The 21,175-nt window shown below is 71.4% G+C and carries 16 protein-coding genes; 9 read left to right on the forward strand and 7 right to left on the reverse strand.

Features of this window, described 5'->3' with window-relative positions; translation table 11 throughout:
- From CCN51_RS45105 to CCN51_RS45115, 3 genes are all read left to right on the forward strand, one after another.
- Positions 1-725: 4-alpha-glucanotransferase (locus CCN51_RS45105; protein ID WP_211303313.1), on the forward strand; the 725-nt coding region annotated here is incomplete at its 5' end.
- Positions 722-958 carry a hypothetical protein gene (locus CCN51_RS45110; RefSeq protein ID WP_014179653.1) on the forward strand — a complete coding sequence of 79 codons (237 nt, stop codon included), beginning with the start codon at positions 722-724 and terminating at the stop codon, positions 956-958. The genes CCN51_RS45105 and CCN51_RS45110, both read left to right, overlap by 4 nt.
- 256 nt (positions 959-1,214) lie before the next feature.
- Positions 1,215-2,192: an acyl-ACP desaturase gene (locus CCN51_RS45115; protein WP_014179654.1), complete on the forward strand. Its 978-nt coding sequence runs from the start codon at positions 1,215-1,217 to the stop codon at positions 2,190-2,192.
- Positions 2,193-2,277: 85 nt separating this feature from the next.
- Here the strand turns inward: CCN51_RS45115 and pepN (CCN51_RS45120) are convergent, their stop codons facing one another.
- Entirely contained in the window at positions 2,278-4,851 is a 2,574-nt protein-coding gene (gene pepN, locus CCN51_RS45120) for an aminopeptidase N (RefSeq protein ID WP_014179655.1), read from the reverse strand.
- Positions 4,852-4,982: 131 nt separating this feature from the next.
- Complete coding sequence (locus CCN51_RS45125) at positions 4,983-6,008, reverse strand: aspartate-semialdehyde dehydrogenase (RefSeq protein ID WP_014179656.1); 1,026 nt, start codon at positions 6,006-6,008, stop codon at positions 4,983-4,985.
- A gap of 381 nt (positions 6,009-6,389) precedes the next feature.
- Between CCN51_RS45125 and CCN51_RS45130 the strand changes: the two genes are divergently transcribed.
- Complete coding sequence (locus CCN51_RS45130; protein ID WP_014179657.1) at positions 6,390-8,117, forward strand: TIGR03767 family metallophosphoesterase; 1,728 nt, start codon at positions 6,390-6,392, stop codon at positions 8,115-8,117.
- A gap of 33 nt (positions 8,118-8,150) precedes the next feature.
- Here CCN51_RS45130 and CCN51_RS45135 read toward each other — a convergent pair whose 3' ends face one another.
- Both CCN51_RS45135 and pepN (CCN51_RS45140) read right to left on the reverse strand, forming a co-directional pair.
- Positions 8,151-9,194 carry a hypothetical protein gene (locus tag CCN51_RS45135; RefSeq protein ID WP_014179658.1) on the reverse strand — a complete coding sequence of 348 codons (1,044 nt, stop codon included), beginning with the start codon at positions 9,192-9,194 and terminating at the stop codon, positions 8,151-8,153.
- 130 nt (positions 9,195-9,324) lie between these two features.
- Positions 9,325-11,943, reverse strand: coding sequence for an aminopeptidase N (gene pepN, locus CCN51_RS45140; RefSeq protein WP_014179659.1), 2,619 nt, complete (start codon positions 11,941-11,943; stop codon positions 9,325-9,327).
- 160 nt (positions 11,944-12,103) lie between these two features.
- On the opposite strand from pepN (CCN51_RS45140), the gene CCN51_RS45145 reads away from it, so the two are divergent.
- Positions 12,104-12,739, forward strand: a complete 636-nt coding sequence (locus CCN51_RS45145; RefSeq protein ID WP_014179660.1) for a mycothiol-dependent nitroreductase Rv2466c family protein — start codon at positions 12,104-12,106, stop codon at positions 12,737-12,739.
- Between the two features lie 135 nt (positions 12,740-12,874).
- Here CCN51_RS45145 and CCN51_RS45150 read toward each other — a convergent pair whose 3' ends face one another.
- Positions 12,875-14,296: an amino acid permease gene (locus CCN51_RS45150; RefSeq protein ID WP_014179661.1), complete on the reverse strand. Its 1,422-nt coding sequence runs from the start codon at positions 14,294-14,296 to the stop codon at positions 12,875-12,877.
- Positions 14,297-14,596: 300 nt separating this feature from the next.
- Between CCN51_RS45150 and CCN51_RS45155 the strand changes: the two genes are divergently transcribed.
- A complete protein-coding gene (locus tag CCN51_RS45155; RefSeq protein ID WP_014179662.1) occupies positions 14,597-15,232 on the forward strand; it encodes a biotin transporter BioY in 636 nt (211 codons plus the stop codon).
- 288 nt (positions 15,233-15,520) lie between these two features.
- Here CCN51_RS45155 and CCN51_RS45160 read toward each other — a convergent pair whose 3' ends face one another.
- A complete protein-coding gene (locus CCN51_RS45160) occupies positions 15,521-16,993 on the reverse strand; it encodes an amino acid permease (RefSeq protein ID WP_014179663.1) in 1,473 nt (490 codons plus the stop codon).
- Between the two features lie 179 nt (positions 16,994-17,172).
- On the opposite strand from CCN51_RS45160, the gene CCN51_RS45165 reads away from it, so the two are divergent.
- Both CCN51_RS45165 and CCN51_RS45170 read left to right on the forward strand, forming a co-directional pair.
- Positions 17,173-17,661: a ribose-5-phosphate isomerase gene (locus CCN51_RS45165; RefSeq protein WP_014179664.1), complete on the forward strand. Its 489-nt coding sequence runs from the start codon at positions 17,173-17,175 to the stop codon at positions 17,659-17,661.
- A gap of 7 nt (positions 17,662-17,668) precedes the next feature.
- A complete protein-coding gene (locus CCN51_RS45170) occupies positions 17,669-18,478 on the forward strand; it encodes an Fpg/Nei family DNA glycosylase (RefSeq protein WP_014179665.1) in 810 nt (269 codons plus the stop codon).
- A gap of 32 nt (positions 18,479-18,510) precedes the next feature.
- Here CCN51_RS45170 and CCN51_RS45175 read toward each other — a convergent pair whose 3' ends face one another.
- Positions 18,511-19,740 carry a GNAT family N-acetyltransferase gene (locus CCN51_RS45175; RefSeq protein WP_043487608.1) on the reverse strand — a complete coding sequence of 410 codons (1,230 nt, stop codon included), beginning with the start codon at positions 19,738-19,740 and terminating at the stop codon, positions 18,511-18,513.
- Between the two features lie 128 nt (positions 19,741-19,868).
- Between CCN51_RS45175 and CCN51_RS45180 the strand changes: the two genes are divergently transcribed.
- Complete coding sequence (locus tag CCN51_RS45180; RefSeq protein ID WP_043487609.1) at positions 19,869-21,011, forward strand: PP2C family protein-serine/threonine phosphatase; 1,143 nt, start codon at positions 19,869-19,871, stop codon at positions 21,009-21,011.
- Positions 21,012-21,175: the final 164 nt, after the last annotated feature.

The following is a 21,175-nucleotide window of genomic DNA, read 5'->3' on the forward strand; positions in this document are numbered from 1 at the left end:
TCCTCGCCGGTCGCGGCGGCGCCGCCGCGACCGGCGAGGACGGCGGGAACAGCGGGATCGGCGAGGACGGCGGGAACAGCGGGATCGGCGGGGACAGCGAGACCAGCGAGGTCAACGGGGCGAGCGGCGGCGACGCGAGTACGCAGCCCCGGGACACCGCGCCGGCCCGTGCCCGTCCGCTGAGGCCCGAGGAGTGGCGCGCCGACTGTCTGGCCACCGTCACCACCCACGATCTGCCGAGCACCGCCGCCCGCCTCACCGGCGGCCATGTCGAGCTGCGGCACCGGCTCGGCCTGCTCACCCGCCCGTTCGCGCGCGAGCGGGCCGAGGAGGCGGTGGAGCTCGCGGAGTGGCTGGGGCTGCTGGGGCGGCTGGGGATGCTGCCGGAGGGGCCGGGCGACGAGGAGGCGGCCGTCAAGGCGGTCCACCGCTTTTTGCTGCGCACCCCGGCGAAACTGGTCGGCGTGTGGCTGCCGGACACGGTGGGGGACCGGCGCCCGCAGAACCTCCCCGGGACCTGGGACCAGTATCCGAACTGGCGGCTGCCCATCGCGGACGCGACCGGCCGCCCCGTATCGCTGGAGGATCTGGTGGCCTCGCCACGGCTGCATGCCCTGATGGGCGAGGTGGTGTGGATGGCACGGGGCGGGGGCGCGGCCGGTCCCCGGGGCAAGCCCACCCCGGGCACGCGGGGCGCGAGGGCGTCCGATACCGTGAGTCCGTGAGCAACAAGGTCAAAAAGAACGCCGTTCGCGCCGGTGCCGTCATCGCCGCGACGACGGCGATGCTGATGGTGTCGTCCCCCGCGTTCGCGCTCCGCGACGATGGTGACGACCCGGGTCCGGGCCTGAGCGTCGCGGAGACGCTGGGCCTCTATGTCGTCGCTCCCCTCGTGCTCTTCGTCGTGATCGCCGGTCTGGTGATGCTCGGCGACAAGACACGCAAGCGCAGTGACTGACACGTACTGACACGTACTGACACAAGCTGTCACAGAGGACGCCGTGACGAGGGCGCCCCCGGCTGGATGCCGGTGGGCGCCCTTGTCGCGTTTCCGCGGCGTTCTCTCGCGCTCCGCCGCCGCTCGCACAGGATTTCCCGGTGCGCACCCGGCCATTTATTTCCGCTTTAACCTACGGTGTCGTAACCTACGGAGCCGTAAGTCAAACCTACGGCGCCGTAGGTTTGCCCTCGCACGACATCCCCAGGAGCCCACTGTGACCCTCGCCCCAACCAGCCGTCACGGTCAGGCCGTATGGAGCGACAGCCGCCTGCTGTTCGCGCTCGAAGAGGTCGTCGAGGTGGAGCTCAACCGGCATCTGAAGGCCGCCAAGGAGTGGATGCCGCACGAGTACGTGCCGTGGAGCGACGGCCGCAACTTCGACGGCGTGATGGGCGGCGAGGCGTGGGCGCCCGAGCAGTCCAAGGTCACCGACGTGGGCCGGATCGCGCTCGTGGTCAATCTGCTCACCGAGGACAACCTGCCCAGCTACCACCACGAGATCGCCACGCGCTTCGGCCGCGACGGCGCGTGGGGCACCTGGGTGCACCGGTGGACGGCGGAGGAGGGCCGGCACGGCATCGTCATGCGTGACTACCTGCTCACCAGCCGCGCCGTCGACCCGGTCGAGCTGGAGCGGTTCCGGATGGCCCACATGGCCGAGGGGTTCGAATCCGACAACGGCCACAGCATGCTGCACTCCATCGCGTACGTGGCCTTCCAGGAGCTCGCCACGCGTATATCGCACCGCAACACCGGCCACCACTCCGGCGACCCGGTTTGTGACCGGATGCTGGCCCGTATCGCCACCGACGAGAACCTGCACATGGTCTTCTACCGGAATCTGCTGGCGAAGGCGTTTGAGCTGGCGCCCGACCAGACCATGGCCGCCGTACGCGATGTGGTGGTCGGTTTCCGGATGCCGGGACACGGCATGCCCGGGTTCGAGCGGGCCGCCGCGCAGATGGCCATCGGTGGCATCTACAACCTGCGCATCCACCACGACGACGTCCTGCAGCCCGTGCTGCGCTTCCTCAAGGTCCTGGAGATCTCCGGGCTCTCGGGCGAGGGGCTGAAGGCGCAGGAGGAGCTGGGGCTGTACATGGGCGGTCTGGACGCTCAGGCCACCAAGTTCGACGAGCGGCGCGAGGCGATGCTGGCCCGCCGCGCGGCCCGCATCGCCGCGCAGGTCTGAGGCACCAGACGCGAGGCACCGGACGCGAGGGCGCCCCGGACCAACCCGGTCCGGGGCGCCCTCGTCCGTGCATACGTACCGTCCGTCAGCCCGCCGCTGCCGCCGCGTCGGCCGCCTGGGCCCTGAGCGCCCGCTCGACGCCCGCGCGGCACTCGGTGACCAGGCGGCGCAGCGCCGCGCTGGGCTCGGCGGAGGCCAGCCAGGCGTCGGTCGCGTCCAGCGTGGCCTGCGAGATCTGTACGGTCGGGTAGAGGCCGATCGCGATCTGCTGCGCCATCTCGTGGCTGCGGCTGTCCCAGACGCCCTTGACGGCCGCGAAGTACTTCTCGGCGTACGAGGCCAGCAGCTCGCGCTGGTCGGTCTGGACGAAGCCGCCGATCACCGACTCCTGTACCGCGTTCGGCAGCTTGTCGGACTCCACGACCGACGCCCACGCCTCGGCCTTCGCCTCCGGCGTCGGCCGGGCGGCGCGCGCGGTGGCCGCGTGGCGCTCGCCCGCCGAGGTGCGGTCCCGCTCCAGTTCGGCGTCGATCGAGGCTGCGTCGGACCGGCCGGTCGCGGCCAGCCGCTCCAGGAACGCCCAGCGCAGCTCGGTGTCGACGGCCAGGCCCTCGATGGTCTCGGTGCCCGCCAGCAGCCCGGCCAGCAGGTCGAGCTGTCCGTCGGTGCGGGCGGTGCCGGCGAAGGCCCGCGCCCAGGCCAGCTGGTGGTCGCTGCCGGGGGCGGCGGCCCGCAGGTGGTCCACGGCGGCCTCGGTCCACCGGGCCAGGCCCGTGGGGCGCCAGTCGGGGGCCGCGTACAGGTCGAGGGCCAGCTTGACCTGGCGCTGCAGCGACTGGACGACGCCGATGTCCGACTCCTTGGCGATACCGGACAGCACCAGGGAGAGGTAGTCGCGGGTGGCCAGTTCGCCGTCGCGGGTCATGTCCCAGGCCGAGGCCCAGCACAGGGCGCGCGGCAGGGAGGCCTCGAAGTCGCCCAGGTGCTCGGTGACCACGGCCAGCGAGTCGGGGTCCAGGCGCACCTTGGCGTACGACAGGTCGTCGTCGTTGAGCAGGATCACGGCCGGGCGCTTGAGGCCGGCCACGGCGGCCACGGGGGTCAGCTCGCCGTCCACGTCGACCTCGATCCGCTCGCCGCGCACCAGCTTGCCGGTGGCGTCGATGTCGTACAGGCCGATCGCGATGCGGTGCGGGCGCAGCAGCGGCGCGCCCTTGGCGCCGGGCGGCAGGGCCGGGGCTTCCTGCCGGACGGCGAAGGAGGTGATGGTGCCGGAGGCGTCGGTTTCGATCTCCGGGCGCAGGATGTTGATCCCCGCGGTCTCCAGCCACGCCCTGGACCAGGTCTTCAGGTCCCGGCCGCTGGTCTCCTCGAGCGCGCCGAGCAGGTCGGACAGCCGGGTGTTCTGGTAGGCGTGGCGCTTGAAATAAGCCTGTACGCCCTTGAAGAACTCCTCCTCGCCGACGTAGGCGACCAGCTGCTTGAGGACGGAGGCGCCCTTCGCGTAGGTGATGCCGTCGAAGTTGACCATGACGTCGTCGAGGTCGCGGATCTCGGCCATGATCGGGTGGGTGGACGGCAGCTGGTCCTGCCGGTAGGCCCAGGTCTTCATCGAGTTGGCGAAGGTGGTCCAGGCGTGCGGCCACCTGCTGCCGGGCGCGGACGCCTGGCAGGCGATGGAGGTGAAGGTGGCGAACGACTCGTTGAGCCACAGGTCGTTCCACCACTCCATGGTGACCAGGTCGCCGAACCACATATGGGCCAGCTCGTGGAGGATGGTCTCCGCCCGCGTCTCATAGGCCGCGTCGGTGACCTTGGAGCGGAAGACGTACTGGTCGCGGATGGTGACCGCGCCCGCGTTCTCCATCGCGCCCGCGTTGAACTCCGGTACGAACAGCTGGTCGTACTTGGCGAAGGGGTAGGCGTAGTCGAACTTCTCCTGGAACCAGTCGAAGCCCTGCCGGGTCACCTCGAAGATCGCGTCCGAGTCCAGGAACTCGGCGAGCGAGGGACGGCAGTAGATGCCCAGCGGCACCGACCGCCCCTCGCCCTCCCAGCTGCTGTGCACGCTGTGGTACGGACCGACGATCAGCGCGGTGATGTACGTCGAGATGCGCGGCGTCGGCTCGAAGCGCCAGATGTTGTCCTTGGGCTCGGGCGTCGGCGAGTTGGAGATCACCGTCCAGCCCTCGGGTGCCGTCACGGTGAACTGGAACGTGGCCTTCAGGTCCGGCTGCTCGAAGCTCGCGAACACCCGGCGCGCGTCCGGCACCTCGAACTGCGTATAGAGGTAGGCCTGCTGGTCGACCGGGTCCACAAAGCGGTGCAGGCCCTCGCCGGTGTTGGTGTACGCGCAGTCCGCGACGACCCGCAGCTCGTTGCGCCCCTGCTGGAGGCCGCTCAGCGCGATCCGGGAGTCCGCGAAGACCTCGGCCGGGTCGAGCTCGTATCCGTTGAGCACCACCTGGTGCACGGTGGGCGCGACCAGGTCGATGAAGGAGTCGCCCGCCTCGGCCGCGTCGAACCGCACCGAGGTGACCGACCGGAAGGTGCCGCCTTCCTGGGCGCCGGAGAGACCGAGCTCGATCTCGTACGAGTCGACGCTGAGCAGCCGCGCCCGCCGCTGCGCCTCTTCGCGGGTCAGGTTCGTTCCAGGCACCTGGGCATCTCCTTCGAATACGACGTTTCGGCCATCCTTCCACGCAAGGACGGCCGGTCGCCCGAGATAATCGCCCGCGCCCGCGGGGGCGCCTGTCAGGTGCCTGGAACGCGGCGCCCTGGAGCCTTGGCTCAGCTGAGCTCGGCCGCCACCAGCTCCGCGATCTGGACGGCGTTGAGCGCCGCGCCCTTGCGGAGGTTGTCGTTGGACACGAAGAGCGCCAGCCCGTTGTCGACCGTCTCGTCGACGCGGATGCGGCCCACATAGCTGGGGTCGTTGCCCGCGGCCTGCAGCGGGGTGGGGATCTCCGAGAGCTCGACGCCGGGGGCCTTCCCCAGCAGCTCGTAGGCGCGCTCCACGCTCAGCGGATTGGCGAAGCGGGCGTTGAGCTGCAGCGAGTGGCCGGTGAAGACGGGGACGCGGACGCAGGTGCCGGAGACCTTCAGCTCGGGGATCCCGAGGATCTTGCGGGACTCGTTGCGGAGCTTCTGCTCCTCGTCGGTCTCGAACCGGCCGTCGTCGACGAGGTTGCCCGCCAGCGGCAGCACGTTGAAGGCGATGGGGCGCTTGTAGACGGCGGGCTCGGGGAACTCCACGGCTGCCCCGTCGTGGGTCAGTGCGGTCGCACCGTCGATGACCTTGCGGACCTGGCCGTCCAGCTCCTCCACACCGGACAGGCCGGAGCCGGACACGGCCTGGTAGGTGGTGGCGACCAGGGCGGTCAGGCCCGCCTCCGCGTGCAGCGGGCGCAGCACCGGCATGGCGGCCATGGTGGTGCAGTTCGGGTTGGCGATGATCCCCTTGGGGCGGTGGGCCGCGGCGTCCGGGTTGACCTCGGAGACCACCAGCGGCACCTCGGGGTCCATCCGCCAGGCGGAGGAGTTGTCGATCACCACGGCGCCGGCCGAGGCGACCTTGGACGCCAGCGCCCGGGAGGTGGCCCCGCCCGCGGAGAACAGCGCGATGTCCAGCCGGGAGTAGTCGGCGGTGGCCGCGTCCTCGACGGCGATCTCGGTGTCCTGCCAGGGGAGCGTGCGCCCGGCGGAGCGGGCCGAGGCGAACAGGCGCAGCTCCTCGACCGGGAAGTCCCGCTCCGCGAGGATCTTCCGCATGACGCCGCCGACCTGGCCGGTGGCTCCGACGATTCCGATCCTCACGACGCGCTCCTTCACGATCTGTGCCTGTTGCTGGGTGCCTGGCGTGCCTCCCATCATGCGGGTGGCCCCGGCGACCTTGTCCAATCCATTGTCCGATGCCTGGGACGGGCCCGCGCCGGGCGTACGCCGCGCACACACCGCGCGCACCCCCATTCGGAGTTCTGCCGGCGTTCCCAGGCCCGGTGAACTCCGGGTGAGCGGCGGGATTCCGGCGGCGGAGTGCGGGATGACCGTTTGCTATCGCCAAGATCCACGTGCGTATTTCGGCGGCGGGCGTTGCCGCATCGTTAACTCGCAGGCCATCCCCGCTGCCAACGATCCGAAGTGACAGGGCAGCCCGCTGCCCGACCGCTGCCGCGCATCCACTCGGGGAGATCCCGCATGTCCCGCATACGGTCCGCCGCCCACGCCGCCCTCGACCGCCGCACCCTCCTCGTCGCCACCGCCTCCGCAGGTGCCGCAACGGGCCTCGGGCTCGCCTTCGGGCCGGGCAGCGGCTCGGCGACCGCTTCCCAGCCGCCCCAGGTGCGTGCTGCCGCCCGCAGAGTCGTCAGCGCCCCCGCGCTCCCCTCGAAGGCCGGGACGACGCTGGAGACCTTCTCCGCCCCGCGCGGCAGCGGCACCTACCGCAGGCTCGGCGACGGCCCGGCCTGGGCCCGTACCGTACGCACCGAGCTCGCCGGGGCCAAGGGCGGCCGGGAGGACCGGCGCACCACGCTCGCCTCCTTCGTGCAGCTCACGGACATGCACCTCACCGATGTGCAGCACCCGCTGCGGTACGAGTTCCTGCGCGCCGGGCGCCCGGGCGCCTGGCGGCCCCACGAGGCGCTGACCGTGGTCGGCGCCGCGTCCCTCATCGAGCGGGTCAACGGGCTGCGCGGCGGGCCGGCCACCGGCTCCCCGCTCTCCTTCGTCATGACCACCGGCGACAACACCGACAACAACGCGCGGATCGAGCTCGACTGGTTCCTGGGCGTGATGAACGGCGGCCGGATCACCCCCAACACGGGCGACCCGCGCCGCTACGAGGGCGTCCAGAACAGCGGGCTCAAGGCGTTCTGGCACCCGGAGAGCGCGGTGCGCGACACCGACAAGCAGGTCGGCTTCCCGCGTATCGACGGCTTCCTTACGGCCGCGCTGCGCACCGTCAACAGCCCCGGGCTGCGGCTGCCGTGGTACTCGACCATCGGCAACCACGACGACCTGTCCGGCGGCGTCTACTCCTTCGGCGGCTCCTACTTCGCGGACCTCGCCACCGGCAGCCGCAAGCTCCAGATCATCCCGGCCGCCGAGGCCGAGGAGCGCTTCAAGGACGAGCGCAAGGGCGGCGACCCCACGGGCAAGGTCATGAAGGAGCTGCTGCGCGCGCATGCGAAGGACATGCGCACCGTCACCCCCGACGAGCGCCGCGCGCCCTTCTCCCAGCGCGACTTCGTCGCAGCCCACCTGGACCCGGCCCACACCGGGCCCGGCCCGGTCGGCCATGGCTACACCAAGGCCAACCTCGACGAGGGCACCTGCTACTACTCGTTCCGGATATCCGACGGCCTCCTCGGCATCAGCCTGGACACCACCGACCCGGGCGGCCACTACACCGGGTCGCTGGGCACCGCCCAGCTGCGCTGGCTGGAGCGGACCCTGAAGGCCCACAAGGACGACCGGATCCTGGTCTTCAGCCACCACTACAGCCGCAGCATGGGCAACCTGAACCGCGACCCGGCCCGTCCGCGCGAGGCCCGGCACGGTGGCGACGAGGTCGTGGCCCTCTTCCAGCGCCACCCCCAGGTGCTGGCGTGGATCAACGGCCACAGCCACAAGAACGAGATCACCCCGCGTGGCACCTTCTGGGAGATCACCACCGCCTCGCATGTGGACTTCCCCCAGCTGGCCCGGGTGATCGAGGTCGTGGACAACCACGACGGCACGCTGTCGCTGTTCACCACCCTCGTCGAGTCGGCCGCGCCGCGCCGCACGGACTACGCCGATCTGTCCCAGACCGGCCTCGCCGCGCTCTACCGCGAGCTGTCCTACAACGCCCCGGGGCGCAGCCAGGCCCTGGCGGGCGACGCGGACGACCGCAACACCGAACTGCTGCTGCGCAAGCGGTGACACCGGGCGGCTCGCGCCCTCCGGGGCCGCCGCTCACCTGGGCCGGATCACGACGTAAGGCGCGGGCTCGCGGTCGACCGACGCGATCAGCGCGGTGCGGACGACCGCGGCCTGCGCCTCCAGGCTCTCGCGAAGCTTCCTCGGGGTGACGCGTACGACCGTGATGCCCAGCCGCTCCATATGCTCGCCGGCGGGCGTGAAGCGGCCCAGCGGATCGTGCCCGCCGCCCTGGCGGGGGGTGCGCGCGTCGATCTCCAGCGCCACGGCCTGCAGCGGCCAGTACGCGTCCACCCCGGCCAGCAGGGGGCCGCCGGGCAGCCGCAGCTCGACGTTCCACAGCGGCTCGGGCAGGGAGTATCCGCGCACCATGTCGTAGAGCAGGGCCTCGGCCATGGCCCGCCCCTCGGCCAGCAGCGCGTCGACGGCGTCGACGACATGCGCCCGGGACAGCAGCCGGGCCCGGCTCAGCTCCCGTACGACGGACGACGCCTCGCAGTGCCCCTGGCGTACGGCCTCGATGAGCAGCCGGCGGACGGCCGAGGCATCGGACAGCTGGGCCACCGCGTCGGCGAGGGCGCGGGCGGCGGGGGCGGTCGGCAGGCCGGTGATCTCCCGGGGACGGGGCAGGGCGGCGGCGCGTACGAAGCGCACATAGCCGGCCCCGCGCAGCCGCCGTGCACGCGGTACGAGCACATCGACGCGGTCCAGGGCGCGCAGCGAGGGGACGGCGGAGAAGCGGTGCAGGGCCAGCGCCGCCAGTCCGGTGATCATCGCCTCGCCGTACGGCCCGCCGCCCGTCCCGGGCGCCGGAACGGCGCCTTCCGGGTGGCCCGGGCGCTCCCGGCTCGCGGTGTACAGGAGCGCCGCGTGCAGCCGCTCCTCGCCGGTGGCGGGGCCGGGGTGGAGCAGGTGGACGCCCGGCAGGATCCGCTGCCAGGGTCCGCCGGGGCGGCAGCGCTCGGCGGCCTCGGCCGCCGTCACGCCGTGCTCACGGAGCTGACGGCTCGTCAAGACGCTGCGGCCGCCGTCCGGGAGGTGGTGCAGCGGGCGGGGCGAGAGCGGGGTGTCGGAGTTCATGACCCCGCCATTCCCGGACCCGCCCGGCCCGCTAACCGCTGTTACACACTCGTCGACAAATGCGGACAACCCTGCCCTAAAGTACGGACGTTCGATTGCCGAAAACAGCTGATCTGCCGACAAAGACCCGTCAAACGGCCGAGCGGGCGTCGCACTCCTGTCCGCGCAGCGCCCGCGCGAGATCGTCGCGCGCCTCCAGGACCAGTCGGCGCAGCGCCGGCGCCGCGTTCGGATGGCGGGTCAGCCAGGCGTCGGCCGCCTCCAGGGTCGTGGTGTCGCCCTGCGCGGGGAACAGGCCGCGGACGATCGACATGGCGATCTCGATCGACCGCTCCCGCCACACCCGCTCGATCACCGCGAAGTACCGGTCCCGGTACGGCGCGAGCAGGTCCGCCTGCGACGGCTGCGCGAAGCCCGCGATGGTGGCCTCCACCAGGGCGTTGGACAGCGCGTCGGACTCCACGACCGCCGCCCACGCCTCCGCCTTGACCGCAGCCGACGGCCGGCCGGCCAGGCAGCGCACCTGGTGGCGCTTGCCGGAGGCGGTGTGGTCGCGGGTGAGCTCCGCCGCGATCAGCGACTCGTCGGCCGCTCCCTGGGCGGCCAGCGAGGCCAGGAACGTCCAGCGCAGCTCCTGGTCGACATCCAGCCCGTCGATCCGGGCCGTGCCGTCCAGCAGCCCGAGCAGCAGCCGCTGGTCCAGGTCGGTGGCGGCGGTCTGGGCGAAGAACCGCGCCCAGGCCAGCTGGTGGCCGCTGCCCGGTGTGGCCAGCCGCAGCTCGCGCAGCGCGCCCTCGGCGACCCGCAGGCCGCCCTCCTCGCGCCAGTCGGGCGCCGCGTAGTGCTGGAGCGCGGACTGGGCCCACGCCTGGACCATCTGGAGCACGCCGATGTCCGTCTCGGCCCCGCCGAAGCGCTCCACCAGGTCCAGGAAGTCGCGGGCGGGCATCAGCGCGTCCCGGGTCAGATTCCACAGGGCGGACCAGCACAGCGCCCGCGCGAGGGGGTCGGTCAGCTCGCCCAGGTGGGCGCGCAGGGTGTCCAGCGAGACCTCGTCGAAGCGGACCTTGCAGTATGTGAGGTCGTCGTCGTTGACCAGGATCAGATCGGGCCGCTCGGCCCCGGTCAGCTCGGCCACCACCGTACGGGGGCCGTCCACGTCGACCTCGGCCCGGGCGTAGCGCACCAGCGCGCCGGTCCCGTCCGCCGCCGCACCGGCCCGGCGGTAGAGGCCGACGGCGACCCGGTGCGGGCGCAGCGTCGGGTGCTCGGCGGAGGCGGCCTCCTGGACGATCGACAGCTCGGTGATATGGCCGGCCGCGTCATAGGTGGCCTGCGGGGTGAACACATTGACCCCGGCCGTCTCCAGCCAGGCCCGGGACCAGGCGGCCATGTCCCGGCCGGAGGTCTCGGTCAGCACCGACAGCAGGTCGGTCAGGCGCGTATTGCCGTACGCATGGCGCTTGAAGTAGCGGCGCGCGCCCTCCAGGAACGCGTCCCGCCCGGCGTAGGCCACCAGCTGCTTGAGGACGGAGGCGCCCTTGGCGTAGGTGATCCCGTCGAAGTTGAGCTTGGCGTCCTCCAGGTCGCGGATATCGGCCGTGACCGGGTGGGTGGACGGCAGCTGGTCGGCGCGGTACGCCCAGGCCTTGCGGCGGTTGGCGAAGGTGATCCAGCCGTCGGTGAAGCGGGTCGACTCGACGAGTGAGAAGGCGCCCATGAAGTCCGCGAAGGACTCCTTGAGCCACAGGTCGTCCCACCACTCCATGGTGACCAGGTCGCCGAACCACATATGGGCCATCTCGTGGAGGATCACATTGGCCCGGTGCTCGTACGAGGCCTGGGTGACCTTGCCGCGGAAGACGAACTCCTCACGGAAGGTCACACAGCCCGGGTTCTCCATCGCGCCGAGGTTGTACTCGGGCACGAACGCCTGGTCGTACTTCCCGAAGGGGTACGGATAGTCGAAGTGGTCGTGGAAGAAGTCCAGGCCCTGCTTGGTGACGGTGAAGATGTCGTCCGCGTCGAAGTGCTTGGCGAGCGAGGCGCGGCACAGCGCGCCCAGCGGGATCTCCAGGGCGGAGCCGTCCGGAAAGGTGCGGCTGTAGTGGTCCCGTACGTAGTGGTACGGGCCGGCGACGACCGCCGTGATGTACGTCGAGATCGGCTCGGTCGGCGCGAAGTGGGTGGTGGCGAACACGTCACCCGCTCCCCACGGCTCGAGCGCCGCCACCGCGCCGTTGCTGAGCACCGTCCAGCCCTGCGGGGCGGTCACCGAGAAGGTGAAGCGGGCCTTGAGGTCGGGCTGCTCGAAGTTCGCGAAGACGCGGCGGGAGTCGGCCGGCTCGTACTGCGTGTACAGATAGACCTGGCCGTCCTCGGGGTCCACAAAGCGGTGCAGCCCCTCCCCGGTCCTGCTGTAGGCACACTGCGCCTCCACCACCAGCTCGTTCTCCGCGGCGAGGGAGTCGAGGGCGATCCGCGCGCCGTCGAAGACGGCCTTCGGGTCGAGCTCCCGGCCGTTCAGCCGCGCGGCGGTGACCCGCGGCGCGATCAGATCGACGAAGGACGCCGCCCCCGGCTCGGCGCAGCGGAAGCGCAGCGTGGTCGTCGAGCGGAAGGTGCGCGGCCCCTCGCCCGCGTGCTCCCCGACCGCGGACCGCAGGTCGAGCGCCACGTCGTACGCGTCCACGGTCAGCAGCCGCGCGCGCTCTTGGGCTTCGTCACGGGTCAGGTTCTCGCCGGGCAAGACGCGGCTCCCTCGTCATCGTCTCGGATATCGGACACTCGAACACGCGAAATCATGTCACGCGGCACTGACAACGGGAATCGGGGAATGGCCGCCACGCCCGGCCGTGTTTCCCGGAACACCTATTGCTTTTCCATAGCTGTCCGTTCGAGGAGAGATCGTGACCGAAACCGCCAAGACTCCTGCCGACTTCTGGTTCGACCCGCTGTGCCCGTGGGCCTGGATGACCTCCCGCTGGATGCTGGAGGTGGAGAAGGTCCGCCCGGTCGAGGTGCGCTGGCATGTGATGAGTCTGGCCGTGCTCAACGAGCCCCGGGTCGACGAACTGCCCGAGGAGTACCGCGAGCTGATGAAGACCGCCTGGGGCCCGGTCCGGGTCTGCATCGCCGCCGCGCAGAAGCACGGCAGCGACGTCCTCGGCCCGCTCTACACCGCCCTGGGCACCCGCTTCCACAACCAGGGCCTGGAGAAGAACCGCGAGACGATCGTCGCCGCCCTCGAGGAAGCCGGTCTGCCCGCCGAGCTCGCGGACGCCGCCGACTCCGACGAGTACGACACCGAGCTGCGCGCCTCGCACAAGGAGGGCATCGACCTGGTCGGCCAGGACGTGGGCACCCCGGTCATCGCGGTCCCCGGCCCGGACGGCGAGCAGATCGCCTTCTTCGGCCCGGTCGTGACCCCCGCGCCCAAGGGCGAGGCCGCCGCCCAGCTGTGGGACGGCACGCTGATGGTCGCCTCGATCCCCGGCTTCTACGAGATCAAGCGCACCCGCACGGTGGGCCCGATCTTCGACTGAGGCCCAACTGAGGCACAGAGGCCCAACTGAGGCACATACGACGGACAGGTGAAGGCCCCCGCGCGACAGCTTGAGTTCCAGGAGCTGTCGCGCGGGGGCCTTCGGGTCGGGCCGGGCTGGGTCAAGCCGGGGCGGTCAGCTCCGCGCTGCCGCCAACCGCTGCCGTACGTATCCGACCACCGCGAGCGCAGCCGTCAGCCCGGCCGAGAAGTACAGCTGGGTCCGGGTGTCGGACTCGCGGGTCATCAGCGCCAGCACGACGACCGTCCCGGCCAGCGCCACCCACGTCAGATACGGGAACAGCCACATCTTCACCACGAGCTTGCCGGGCGTCTCGCGCTCCAGCCGCCTGCGCATGCTCAGCTGCGAGACCGCGATGAAGCCCCACACGATCAGCACGGCCGCGCCGACCATGTTGAGCAGCCACTTGAAGATGGTGTCCGGCCACCAGTAGCTCAGCAGCACCGCGAAGAAGCCGAAGGTGGAGGAGGCGACCACGGTCGCCCGGGGCACCCCGCCGCTGACCCCGCCGAGGACGGACGGCCCCTCGCCGCGCGCCGCGAGCGAGTACGCCATGCGGGAGGCGCCGTAGATGTTGGCGTTCATCGCGGAGAGCAGGGCCACCAGCACGATGACGTTCATCAGCTGGCCGGCCGCCGGGATGTCGAGGTGCTTGAGCACGGCCACGTACGGGCCGTCGGTGACCACTGACGGGTCGTTCCACGGGATCAGGGTGACCACGACCAGCATCGAGCCCACGTAGAACACCGCGATCCGCCACATCGCGGTGCGCACCGCGCTCGCGACCCCCTGGACCGGATCCTCGGACTCCGCCGCCGCGATGGTGACCGTCTCAAGACCGCCGTACGCGAACACGGTGGCCGGCAGGCCCAGGACGAGGCCGTCGAGGCCGTTGGGCAGGAAGCCATGGGTCCCGGTGAGGTTGGCGGCGCCCGGGGCGTCGGTGCCCGGGAGCACGCCGAGGATGGCCAGCACGCCCAGGACCAGGAAGAGCGAGATCGCGGTGATTTTCAGCGCGGCGAACCAGAACTCGAACTCGCCGAAGTTGCCGACGGCCGCGAGGTTCGTCCCGCAGAAGATCACCATGAACAGGGCGACCCACATCCAGGACTCGGTGCCGGGGAACCACTTCACCATGATCCCCGCCGCGCCGATCGCCTCGGCCGCGATGCCCACGCACAGCAGCACCCAGAACGTCCACCCCACGGTGAACCCCGCCCACGGCCCGATCGCCCGCTCGGCGTGTACGGAGAAGGAGCCGGAGGCCGGGTTGGCCGCCGACATCTCGCCGAGCATGCGCATCACGAGCATCACCAGCAGGCCGGACAGCAGATACGCGATCACGATCGACGGCCCGGCGGCCGCGATGCCGGTGCCGGAGCTGACGAACAGGCCCGCGCCGATCACACCCCCAAGAGCGATCATCGACAGATGGCGCTGCTTGAGGCCGTGGGACAGCGGCGCGCCGCCGGCCCGGCCGGTGCCGACCGCCTCGGCGTCGCGCTCCTGCGCGGAGGACGCGGGTGTCCGGTTCATGGGTCTGTGGTGTCCATTACATGAGGGGTGTATGAGGGATGCGGCGCCAGGAGGTGCTGCATCGGGGCAAAACGCCCTCAGTGTGAGGGTCGTGTCCGCTCAGGACAACATTCGGCCTCAAGGTGTCTGAATATCGGACTCTCGCGTGACGCTGCGTACCCGCCCCATCGCCCGGCGGCCGGCTGCCGGAAGTCTCCAAGCGGGCCGGTGCGGCTTTGTCACCCGCCGACCGTGATCGCGGACCCGCCCCCGGGTACCGTCACCGTGTCCCACACCGCCTCTCACCTCGGAGAACCGCCGATGAGCACCGCTTCTGCCGCCACCGTCCACCCGGGTACGGTCCTCGCGGACGTGATCTTCCCGGCCCGCCGGGCCGCCTCGTCCGTCCCTGCCGCCCGGCAGGTCCTGGCCCGGGACGCGGCCCTGGTCGTCGGCGGCGCCGCGCTCACCGGCCTCGCCGCGCAGCTCTCCGTGCCCGTCCCCGGCTCCCCGGTCCCGGTGACCGGCCAGACCTTCGCCGCACTGCTGGTCGGCACCTCGCTCGGCGCCCGGCGCGGCTTCCTCTCCCTCGCGCTGTACACCCTCCTCGGCATGGCGGGCCTGCCGTGGTTCGCCGAGGGCAGCTCGGGCGCCGCGATGCCGTCCTTCGGCTATGTGCTGGGCATGCTGCTCGCCTCGGCCGCGGTGGGCACGCTGGCGCGGCGCGGCGGGGACCGCGGGGTGCTGCGCACGGCGGGCACCATGGCGGTCGGCTCCGCGATCATCTACGCCGTCGGTGTCCCCTACCTCGCGCTGGCCGCGGACATGTCCCTCAGCCAGGCGGTCGCCGCGGGCCTCACGCCGTTCCTGATCGGCGACGCCCTGAAGGCCGCACTGGCCATGGGCGCGCTGCCCACCGCCTGGAAGCTGATCGGCCGCCGCGGCCCCTCTTTCTAGGGCTCGGTTCTCCCCCAGCTACCGCTGGGAGGTGCCCCCGCCGGGGCGCGGCCCCTGTCGACGGTTGACCGTGCTCGGCCCCTCGCGCGGCGGAGCCGCATATTGATCGCAGCCTCGGGGCCTGCGCGCGCTCTCCCTTTCACGGTGACATCAGCGCCTCCGGCGCGGGCGGCCGCGCCCCTTCGGCTCACTCGCCCCGCTCCCCGTACGCACTCAGGCGCCGGACGGGCCAATGGCCTCGTCCGGCGCCTGAGTCATGCGGTGGGGAGAGCGCCCCTAAGGACGCCCCTAAGGGAGCACCGATTCCTTCGGCTTGCTGTCGGCGCCCTCGCGCCGGGCTCCGGGGAGCCGGTCGCGGATCAGCGAGAAGGCCACGACCACCACGGCCACCGCAGCGGAAAGCAGCACCTGCTCGCGCCCGTCCTTGTCGGTGAGCATGTAGACCAGCACGAACGAGATCATCGCGATCGTCGCCCAGGTCAGATACGGGAAGAGCCACATCCGGACGATCAGCTTGTCCGGGTTCTCGCGCAGGATGATCCCGCGCATCCTCAGCTGGGTGAAGCAGATCACCAGCCAGACGAACAGCGCGACCGCGCCCGAGGAGTTCAGCAGGAACTGGAAGACCGTGTCCGGCCACTGGTAGTTGAACCAGACCGCGACGAAGCCGAAGACGACCGAACCGAGGATCGCGGCCTGCGGCACCCCGCGCGAGGTGGCCTTCGCGAAGGCGGCCGGCGCGTCTCCGCGCTGCCCGAGCGAGAAGGCCATCCGGGAGGCGGTGTAGAGGCCGGAGTTCAGACAGGACAGCACGGCGGTCAGCACGATCACATTCATGACCTGGCCCGCGTGCGGGATGCCGATCGAGTCGAGCGCGGCGACGTAGCTGCCCTTGGTCTTGTCCGCGATCCCCGCGTCGTCCCACGGCAGCAGCGTCACCACGACGAAGATCGAACCCAGGTAGAACACCGCGACACGCCAGATCACGCTGTTGGTCGCCTTGGTCACCGCCCGCTGCGGGTCGGCGGACTCACCGGCCGCGAGGGTGACGATCTCGCTGCCCATGAAGGAGAAGACGACCAGCAGCACACCGGTGAGGATCGCCCCCGGACCGTGCGGCAGGAACCCGCCGTGGTCGGTGAGGTGCGCGAAACCCGCCCCCTCGTTGTCCGAGCCCGGCAGCACTCCGAAGACGGCCAGCCCGCCCACCACGATGAACGCGGCGATCGCGACGACCTTGATCCCGGCGAACCAGAACTCGAACTCGCCGTAGGAGGAGACCGAGACCAGGTTGGCCCCGGTGAGCACCACCATCACGATCAGCGCCCAGGCCCACTGCGGCACCTGCGGCACCCAGCCCTCGAGGATCGTGGCGCCCGCGGTCGCCTCGACCGCCAGCACCACCACCCAGAAGAACCAATAGAGCCAGCCGATGGAGAATCCGGCCCAGCGGCCGAGCGCCCGGTCGGCGTAGGCGGAGAAGGAACCCGAGGACGGGTTGGCGGCGGCCATCTCGCCGAGCATCCGCATCACCAGGACGACCATCAGGCCGACCAGCGCGTAGGAGATGAGGATGCCGGGCCCGGCCTTGGCGATACCGGCGCCGGAGCCGACGAACAGCCCGGCGCCGATCACCCCGCCGATCGCGATCATCGACAGATGGCGGTTCTTGAGACCGGCCTTGAGGCCGTCGTTCGGGGCACCTGGGCCGGAGGATCCGGCCGTCGCCTCGGCCGTATTGGTCGCGGGTTGTGCGCTCATGCTCGATCCTTTGCTCTTGGGTGACGAGCGACGCCAGTGAAACTCAGGGACACGATCAACTGAACCTTTGATTCCGGATTGTTACCCGAGGTTTCTATGGGTTTCGTTGGTACTACTGAGGGCATCCGCAACTCGTACCCCGGGCGGTGGCGACCACACGGCCGTGTCACACTCGGGGCATGCGCGTGTACCTCGGCTCCGACCATGCCGGTTTCGAACTCAAGAACCACCTAGTTGACTGGCTCCGGGCGGCCGGACATGAGCCCGTCGACTGCGGGCCCCACATCTACGACGCCCAGGACGACTACCCGCCGTTCTGTCTGCGTGCTGCCGAGCGGACCGCGGCCGACCCGGACAGCCTCGGCATCGTGATCGGCGGCTCCGGGAACGGCGAGCAGATCGCCGCCAACAAGGTCAAGGGCGTGCGCGCCGCGCTGGCCTGGAGCGAGCAGACCGCCGAGCTTGGCCGTGAGCACAACAACGCCAATGTGATCAGCGTCGGCGCCCGGATGCACACGCAGGACGAGGCGACCAAGTTTGTCGAGATTTTCCTGAACACCCCGTACTCGGGTGAGGAGCGTCACACCCGGCGCATCGAGATGCTCTCGGCCTACGAGGCCACCGGCGAGCTGCCGCCGATCCCCGCCCACCACCCGCAGCAGGGCTGATGGCCTGATGCCCGAAGGGCACACCATCCACCGCCTGGCCGCCGACCACAGTGAGCTGTTCGGCGGCCGGCCCGTACGCGCCAGCAGTCCGCAGGGCAAGTTCGCCGACGGCGCGGCGCTGATCGACGGGCAGGTGCTGGAGCACGCCGAGGCTCACGGCAAGCACCTCTTCCTGGGCTTCCCGGCGACCGGCTGGGTCCATGTCCACCTCGGCCTGTTCGGCAAGGTGGGCCTCGGCCCGGCCCCCGCCCCGCCGCCCACCGAGACCGTACGGCTGCGGCTGGCCGCCAAGGAGGCGTACGCGGACCTGCGGGGCCCGACCGCCTGCGCGCTGATCACCGACGACGAGAAGCAGGCGGTGCACGACCGGCTCGGCCCGGACCCGCTGCGCCCCTCGGACGACGGGGACCGCGCCTGGGCCCGGGTCTCCCGCAGCCGCACCAGCGTGGCCGCGCTGCTGCTCGACCAGAAGGTGGTCGCGGGGGTCGGCAACGTGTACCGCGCCGAGGTCCTGTTCCGGCACGGCGTCGACCCCTACCGCGCGGGCCGCGATCTGAGCCGCGCCGAGTGGGACGCGATCTGGGCGGATCTGGTGGCGCTGATGCGCGAGGGGGTGCGGAACAACCGGATCGACACGGTCCGTCCCGAGCACACCCCCGAGGCGATGGGCCGCCCGCCGCGCGTCGACGACCACGGCGGCGAGGTCTACGTCTACCGCCGCCACCGACAGCCCTGCCATATCTGCGGCGGCGAGGTGCGCACCGCGGACCTCGCCAACCGCAATCTGTTCTGGTGCCCGAACTGCCAGCGCCCTTAGGCCCCGCGGGCACCGCAGGCCCGCGGGCGCGGTCAGAAGTTGTGCGGGAGCCAGGGCGCGACATCGCTGCGGAAGGCGGCCGACGCCTCCGCCAGCGCGCCCTGGCGCAGCTCCTGGACGAGGCCGGCGCCCGCGAGCGCGGACAGCGAGATCCCGCCGAGGTACGCCGCGCCCAACTCCCGTACGTCCAGCCGCAGCCCGGGCTCATCCGACGTCCGCTCGCAGCTCGCGCCCTTGGCGTCCCCGGTCAGCCGCCAGCGCCCCTCGTTCCATGGGCAGAAGGCGTCGGTGACCTCCAGGACCACGTCCACCGGCAGCGCGTACGTCCGCGCCTCAAGGGCCGCGCCGACGTCCACCGGGCGCACATACAGCTCGTCGCGCAGCAGGATCTGGCATCGCCGGATATCGGAGACCATGTGCTGCCAGGGGTCGTCGACCGGTCGGCGACCGATGCGAATCTTGCAGGTCAGGTCGATATCGAAGAGAAAGCGCCACAGCGCGCCGCAGGACGCCGGGTCCAGCGCCTCCAGATCGCGCACGATCACCACCCCCTTCGGCACGGCCAGGTCCCATTCCGGATTGACCGCGAAGCGCACATAACCGGTGACCTCGCCGTCCCGCTCGGCCAGCACGCACCGCAGCGGCGAGGCGCCCCCGCGCTCGCTCGGCGGGTCGAGCAGCGGCCTGCGCTCCCAGCCCGGGCGCCGCTCCAGCATCCCCGGCCGGGCGGTCACCCGGCGGGCGTAGATCGCCTCGCATGTATTGAGCGCGGCCTCGGGGTCCACGGCCTGCAGCCGCACCTCGTCGGCCCCTTCCGGGACGGTCAGGCCCACCCGCGCGGTGTCGATCTCGGCGAGCGCGGCCCGGGTGGCCGCACCGAAGCCGAACCGGCCGTAGATCTGCGGCTCCGACGCGGTCAGTACCGCCAGCGGCTCGCCCGCGGCGCGCACGTCGTCCAGCAGGCGGCGCATCATGGCGCGCAGCAGCCCGCGCCTGCGGTGCGTCGGCTGCACGCCGACCGTCGTGACCCCGGCCGCCGGCACCACGGCGCCGCCCGGCACCGACAGCCGGAAGCTGAACAGCCCCGCCGTCCCGACGATCTCGTCGCCGTCCCACGCCCCGATCGAACGCTCACATTCGGTCAAATCGCGGTCCAGGGCGCGCTCCTCCGGCGACACCTGGGCCCCGCCGAAGGCGAGCATCAACGTCCCGTACCACTCGTCCCAGTGGGACGGGGCGAGCACACGCAGCTCCATCGTCATATTCCCATCCCTAGCAGCGGATTCCGGCACAGGCGAATGAATTTCGCTTACGATTGCCCACTCCGGTGGGTGGTTCGACGCGCCACGAATCGACGCGCGTCCGAACGGGTGGGTAGGGTCCCGATGCAATGACTGGCGGCGTAGACACTCCAACGGCCCGGCTGCGCAAAGCGCTGCACCGGGCTCGCACTGGCGTGCGCAAAGCCGGAGTCGACTACTTCCGCGGGGGCGGCTCGGACCGGCTCGCCCTCACGATGCTGCTGATCTCCGTCCCGGCCATCGCCTTCGGCACCATCGCCCAGCCCGACTGGTGCGCCCCCGCCGCTCTCGTGCTGCCCATCGTCGCGGGCGGCCTGGTGCTGCGCCCGGCCAGCCTCCTCGCGCTCTACGGGGCGGCGGCCACCGCCCTCATCATCGAATCCGCCATCCTCGGCCCCTACACCGAACAGGACACCTCCGACCGGGTCACCCCCGGCACCATCCTGGTCGTCGCCGCCGTCGGCTTCTTCGGCCTGCTCATCGCCCAGTTCCGCAGCCGTGTCGGGGTGCCCTGGCGGCGCGGCGGCACCATGCTCTTCGACCTGCGCGAACGCATCCGCGTACAGAGCAAGCTGCCCGGTCTGCCCGGCGGCTGGCACCGCGAGATGGCGCTGCGCCCGGCCGGCGGGCAGTCCTTCTCGGGCGACTTCGTCGTCGCGGCCCGTACGAACGGCGGCCGCACCCTCGAAGTCGTCCTCACCGACGTCTCCGGCAAGGGCATGGACGCGGCCTCCCGCGCCCTTCTGCTGTCCGGCGCCTTCGGCGGCCTCCTCGGCTCCCTGCCGCCCCATGGCTTCCTCCCGGCCGCCAACGGCTATCTGCTGCGCCAGGACTGGGACGAGGGCTTCGCGACCTCCATCCACCTCGTACTCGACCTCGACAGCGGCGATTTCGAGCTCTTTTCTGCCGGGCATCTGCCCGCGCTCCAGCTGAGCGCGGGCACCGGCAAATGGGAGGAGAAGACCGCCGACGGCCCTCTGCTCGGCGTCTACGACGGCGCCCAGTTCGACCCCACGAAGGGCACGCTGCGCCCCGGCGACGTCCTGATGCTCTTCACCGACGGCCTGGTGGAGACCGCCGACCGCGACATCAGCGAAGGTATCGACCGCCTGACCGGCGAGGCCGACCGCTATGTGGCGTCCAACTTCCACGGCGCGGCGTGGCACCTGATCGAGACGGTCGCCAAGGACGTCAACGACGACCGGGCGCTGCTGCTGATCTGCCGCCAGTAGCGCGGCGCTTCCACCCCCTCCGGGCCTTCGGGTGCCCCCGGCCCTCGCCCGGGGCTCTCAGGGCCGTCCCAGGGCCGCGACGGGCCCTTTCCCGGCCTGCCCTGCGGCGCCCGGGGCGGGGGCCTGCCCTGCGGCGCCCCGGGAGCCGCAGGGCAGGCCGGGAA

Source organism: Streptomyces milbemycinicus (assembly GCF_002154605.1).
GTDB classification, from domain to species: Bacteria; Actinomycetota; Actinomycetes; order Streptomycetales; family Streptomycetaceae; genus Streptomyces; species Streptomyces milbemycinicus.